Annotated in this window: 5 protein-coding genes; all 5 read right to left on the reverse strand. The window is 44.6% G+C overall.

Annotation, left to right across the window (positions count from 1 at the left end; translation table 11 throughout):
• Window positions 1–141: 141 nt before the first annotated feature.
• The gene (locus ACLFWI_RS25950) at window positions 142–630 is read right to left on the reverse strand and encodes a Dps family protein (RefSeq protein ID WP_446415317.1); all 489 of its coding nucleotides are present in this window, start codon (window positions 628–630) and stop codon (window positions 142–144) included.
• 162 nt (window positions 631–792) lie between these two features.
• On the reverse strand, window positions 793–1056 hold the full coding sequence (locus tag ACLFWI_RS25955; RefSeq protein WP_446415318.1) for a ParB N-terminal domain-containing protein: 264 nt from the start codon (window positions 1054–1056) through the stop codon (window positions 793–795).
• A 139-nt stretch (window positions 1057–1195) separates the two neighbouring features.
• A complete protein-coding gene (locus tag ACLFWI_RS25960) occupies window positions 1196–3904 on the reverse strand; it encodes an AAA-like domain-containing protein (RefSeq protein ID WP_446415319.1) in 2709 nt (902 codons plus the stop codon).
• A 342-nt stretch (window positions 3905–4246) separates the two neighbouring features.
• On the reverse strand, window positions 4247–4954 hold the full coding sequence (locus ACLFWI_RS25965) for a hypothetical protein (RefSeq protein ID WP_446415320.1): 708 nt from the start codon (window positions 4952–4954) through the stop codon (window positions 4247–4249).
• The gene (locus ACLFWI_RS25970; RefSeq protein WP_446415321.1) at window positions 4933–5487 is read right to left on the reverse strand and encodes a hypothetical protein; all 555 of its coding nucleotides are present in this window, start codon (window positions 5485–5487) and stop codon (window positions 4933–4935) included. Before ACLFWI_RS25970 ends, ACLFWI_RS25965 begins: the two co-directional genes overlap by 22 nt.
• Window positions 5488–5496: the final 9 nt, after the last annotated feature.

The raw sequence follows: 5496 nt of genomic DNA on the forward strand, positions 1-5496 counted from the left end.
AATGTAGGGGCTTGGTGACCAAGCCCCTACTCACCCTAACCGTAATTATAGGTATTCAACCGGACATGATATTACTCGACAAGAAGGCTAAGCCTACCCTGTCGCAAGAACCCAACCTACAACTTCTTTAAGAATGACCGATTAGTTCAGCATACTCCGCAGCATCCAAGCGGTTTTCTCATGAGTCCGCATCCGTTCGGTTAACAGGTCAATGGAAGACTCATCATTCGCCCGTTCAGCCGCCGGAAATGCATCCCGCGCTGTTCTCACCACGGCTTCATTTGCTTCTACCAGTAAACGTACCATTTCTGAGGCTTCCGGAACCCCACGGGTTTCTGGAATCGAAGAGAGTTCGGCAAATTCGCTATAACTACCAGGCGCTGGATAGCCAATGGTGCGAATCCGTTCAGCAATATCATCCACCGCGACAGCTAATTCAGTGTACTCCGTCTCAAACATATTATGCAGCGAGTGGAACATCGGTCCGGTTACGTTCCAGTGGAAGTAGTGTGTCTTGAGATAAAGGGTATAGGTGTCTGCTAGTAGGCGAGACAGTCCTTCGGCAATCTCTTTGCGGTCTTGTTCTGAAATACCAATATTGACGGGCGCAGATTTATCAGCAGTTTGCATAGTGGTCTCCTAGTTTGTTCCAAAAATAACGTTAACAGGGGCTTGGTGACCAAGCCCCTACGGCGGCTTTTGGCATACTAACTGTCAATCTTAAATAATAAGCGATCGCTTACAGATCATCCTAAAGTATGAACTGTTTTCGCCTAACAAAAATGAGGCTTCTCAGGCTAAATGTCGCATCAATACGGCGCGAGGGGCGCGGCGAACCCGGCATTTAATCGTTTCTTTACCCAGGCGCTGATGTGCCTCAAAGCGATGACACCCAGAGAAGCCGTAATACTCTCCATCAACTTCGAGTACATCAATTGGTTCTCTTAATCCCTCTTCCTGAATGGATTTCATCAACTCTAGTACCTTTTCGGCGTCGTTTTCGCGGGGAAGGGGACGGCGGATTTGCTGTAGCGGAATTTCTCGAACTTCTACCATAGTGCCAAGTAACACCTCTGCTCTTATATGTTTACCTATAAATCATACTCGTTATGAGTTTGACTTGCAACTTAGAGATGGGGGAGAGGATTACCAATGAACAATCAACAATGAACCATGAACAATCAACAATCAACAATTATTTTTGAATTCGAGACAGATCCATATTGCCAAAATTGACAAAAAAGGCAACATTAAGATTTTCGAGAGATTGAACCAACCAAAAAATATTATTAATTGTTTGACATTCGTAGTGATTGAACAAAATTGAAAATCGCTTTTCTAAATCTGGTTTAACTTTGCCACACAGCAGAATAATTTTCAGCAATAATCCCGTTGTGCGAATCGATCCCATATTAGAAATTAAATCAATAAAGACATAGTGATTGGGATGCTGAGGACTGCTGACTAAGAAACTCAGTAATTGACTACAGGTTCTCAGCAATAAAAAGTCGTTTATTTTCTTAGAATCGCTATCTGGCAAGGTGTTTTTGAGATGTTGCGCTAAACGCTGATTGAATTGATGTTTACCATAGGTGGGTTCAATTGCTGCTATTAAGTATTCATATAAATCAGCTTTAAAAGCACGATAAGAGCGCGTTTGATTACTTTGCTTGAGAAAACGTTGGGCTAAGTCTCGGTAAGTGTAAGATCCTTCAACTTTACCCATAAACTGCTTCAGGGCGAAGTAGAGTTCGCGATCGCTTAACAGAGTCGGATTGGGTACAGGTTGAACCAGAGTGGTGTCTGCGGTGGAGGTTTTACTGGACGCCAGTCGCACTCGCCGGATTAAATAGGTGACATATTGCGAGAGATTCATTTCTAATTGCCACTGACGTTGAGTTTGAATGTGGCGGATGGTTTGCTGATGTTCGTAGGAACTATCTGAACTTAGTAAGGCGTGGGTGTATAAATAAGGGTATCGACAAATCAATTGTCCTAAGGCGGGATTGGAGTCTTGGCGATCCACATCTGCGGTGTGATCAACAACTTTGACCAAGCGTTTTAGGGTTTGATAGTCTTCACTTTGAGTAAACACTTGCCAGAGTTGTCGCAATCGCTTGGATAGTCCCGACGTCGCCTTAATTGTCCCCGGTTTAAATGGTTTTTCAAATAATGCCACCAATTGCGCGATCGCATGATCTTGGTTGCCTTGCATTTGCCAACGGTTAATCAAGATATGGCAGCACCGATTGAGAATATGGGTAAAGTCTTGATGGCGGGGATTAGCGAGAATAATTCGGTGGAAGGCGGCGATAATATCGGGTTCGGCGTAGTTTTTTGCGGTAATAAATAGTTGATCAAATCGTTCGATGAGTTGCTGGGGAGATTCTCGTCGTACCCAATAGAGCAAATGATCATATAATATCTGCTCGTCGGCACTTAAAGCACGAGTCTGAGACGTTGGTAAGAAGTCTGGAGGGGTAGGTTGTGGAGAGGGTTTTCTTGTCGATGTTGTATCTAATTGTTTCTGGGGATTGCGGTTTCCTCGATAAGAACTAGCGATAACCTGCTGACGACTCGCATTCAGGAACTGGTAGTCTTTTTGATTTAAGCGTTTCCCTTTTACCCAAACTGAGGCTTGTTGTAATTGGTTTCGGTTCAACAAATAAGACGTATCCTGACACCCACTGGCAAACCAAGCCATCATCGGCGAGTGATACGGGCGCAGATTATTCAGGGCGTTGGTTACCCAATCCCGATTAAAGATAGAGGCGTAGATGCGGTTATAGACTCTCAAAACAGGCTGGGCGTACTTCTGTCCGATTGGCTGTTTCACTACTAATCCTGATAGGCGCAATTCTCGTTGTTCTAGACTATTATCGGCGGGGATTTCTCCGTGATCGAGAATTTGCTGGTAGAGTGTTAAAAGTTGACGGGTACTGGCACGGTTAGGTAATAGGCGATCGCGGGTAGTACAGCGACAAAGGCGATCGCGAATGGTTTTCAGGTGTTCGGGTTCATCCTTGGCTTCCCAGTTGTCAATAATGTGCGATCGCACCAACTGTTCAATCCACACGCTAATTTGGGATTTATCTTGGGGAATCTTCGTGGGTAACCAGAGTTCGGCTTGGTGCAAGACAATCTGACACAGCTTTTGGGTGAGAAAGGGTTTACCCCCTGTCCAGGTTAATATTTCCTGGATAATGGCGGCAGAATAGTTAACGTGGGCGGCTAATCCCTGGGCTAAGGGTAAACATTCATTTAATTGAAAGCCTGTCAGTTCAATTGCCCGACCAATGTTAAACGGGGTGCTATGTTTATCTTGAATTAACTCCGAGGGAGTCGCCACACCCAACAGGGCAAATGTGAGGCGTTGGTAGGCAAGATTATCGGCACGACTATCATAACAGGCGCGAATCACGGCTAAAAAGTCATCGACGCGAAAGTTTAAGTTGAGAACCGTATCAATTTCATCAATAAAAATAACAATCGGTTGCCCAATCGCCGGAAGCAGGATACGTTCAATAAACTCACTGAAGCGTTGTACGGGCGAAAGTAAATCGCGATCGCGCCACCATCGACGCAAGTTAAATTGTTGGGTCAGATTGAAACTAATCACCAAACGACGGACTAAACCAGCATACCATTGCTCTGGGGTGAGATTTTGGCAACCAATCTTAGTCAGGTCAATCGCCGCACAAGCAAATCCTTCCGCTTGTAAGCGGCGCATGGTTTGCACCCGCAAGCTAGATTTCCCCATCTGTCGGGAGTTGAGGACATAGCAGAAATCCCCTGCCCTTAACCCGTTGTAGAGTTCAACATCTGCCTGTCGCCACACATAAGTGGGGGAATCGGCGGGTAGGCATCCGCCAAATTGGTAGTTATAGGCTAAGGTGGTAGTCATATTCAATGCCCTGACGAAACGCTGCATCGGTAGAAACCGGGTAGAGCGAAGTAATAAAAAAAGGGGTTACACCCCTCAGCGTAGACTATTTTTAAGTCGTTATAATAGCCTTTTTCAAGTCTAGCCGACAATATTCCATGCTAGATTCACTTGAACCACCCTCTGGAAGGACACGACATATTGTACCCCTCAATACTACTCGGATAAGCTCTAATTAAATTTTTTCTCCCCCAGCTTCCCCCGCTTCCCCGGTCAAGTATTCCTAGAAACCGGGTTTCTCGTGAGGATGACAACACAATCTCAACCTTTGACCCAAAGAAACACGGTTTCTTGACCGATGTCCTAGTAACCCGATGTACTCACTGTCGGAATTTCGCCTACCTTCTGAGTTCCTTGCGCTATGATTTCTTTCATCGCATTTACCCAGCAACTACGTCTGTCTATGGCAACGATAAATTTATCGGCAATTTGCCCTCCTTCCTTTATCGTGAATTCAACATTTCCCGAATCATCGCGTCTGACTTTCCAGATATAATCCCCAATTAAAAACGTACTGGGAAAATCCTTTTCCAAAAACGCCGAAACAATATGATTCCCCATTCTGAATGCTTCTGATACAGGAATATCTATCGTCACAAGTAACTTAAAATCTTGCAAGCGATAGCTACTCATAGCGGCAACCCAAAATACAATTAATTTATCGCTGGCAAACTCAATTTGGAGGGCGGTGTCGTGAGAATTCACCTGTTTGGCTAGATTAAATGCTGCCGTTGAAAATAAGTTCGCTTCTTTCCATTTTCGCCAACATGACCGATGTACAAACCTTCTCGCTAACTGCGCCAGGGAGCTTGAGACCTTTGGATGAATATAAGGGAGTTGTGCTGCATCATAACGATTATCGATTACCTGATTACAGATAGCACATTTTGTTACATTTTGAATAAAAAATGGCATGGTTTCATCCTCGTGACGTACCTGCGCCATAGCTATGCTTGGCGCAAGCTTCTTTTCCTTGTGGACATTTTTGATTAAGTTTCTGGTTCGACCCATCCACTGTACCTAAGTTCCCTGACGATTCTTGCTACACTACATGAAGGTGTATCCCTGGTGAAACGGTAGACTGTTCCATCAACTGTGACCATATAGCTGTAACGTTGATTCAAGTACACTAAAGCGTTTACATCATCCTCAGAGATGAATTTTGCCATTCCAGTGCCATGATCATCAGGGTGTGAGTGCATTAGTAGTATTTTGGTGTTAGGTGGTAGCTCTCCTCCTTTGTAAGAACCCATATTAATTAGAACTCTTCTATTATCTGTTAATATAACAATTGCGTACTCGTATCCTGTTAAGGCTGTAAGTGCTGCCAGATCTGTTGCTGTAACCTCGCGCTTGCCTACCTCAGCCAATCCTGTACCAAAATCATCCTGAGCGTCTAGTCGATCTACAAAATTCTGCAAGCGTGGGGTAATTTCACCTTGTCGTCGTATGCTGACGAATTCTGAGGGATTCTCTGCAACACCCGATGCAACACGAACTCCCTTTTGACCTACCCGGCTATATGCAACAGCTTTTTTTAGCATCACTCATCT

The organism is Coleofasciculus sp. (genome assembly GCF_046539235.1).
Classification (GTDB): Bacteria; Cyanobacteriota; Cyanobacteriia; order Cyanobacteriales; family Coleofasciculaceae; genus Coleofasciculus.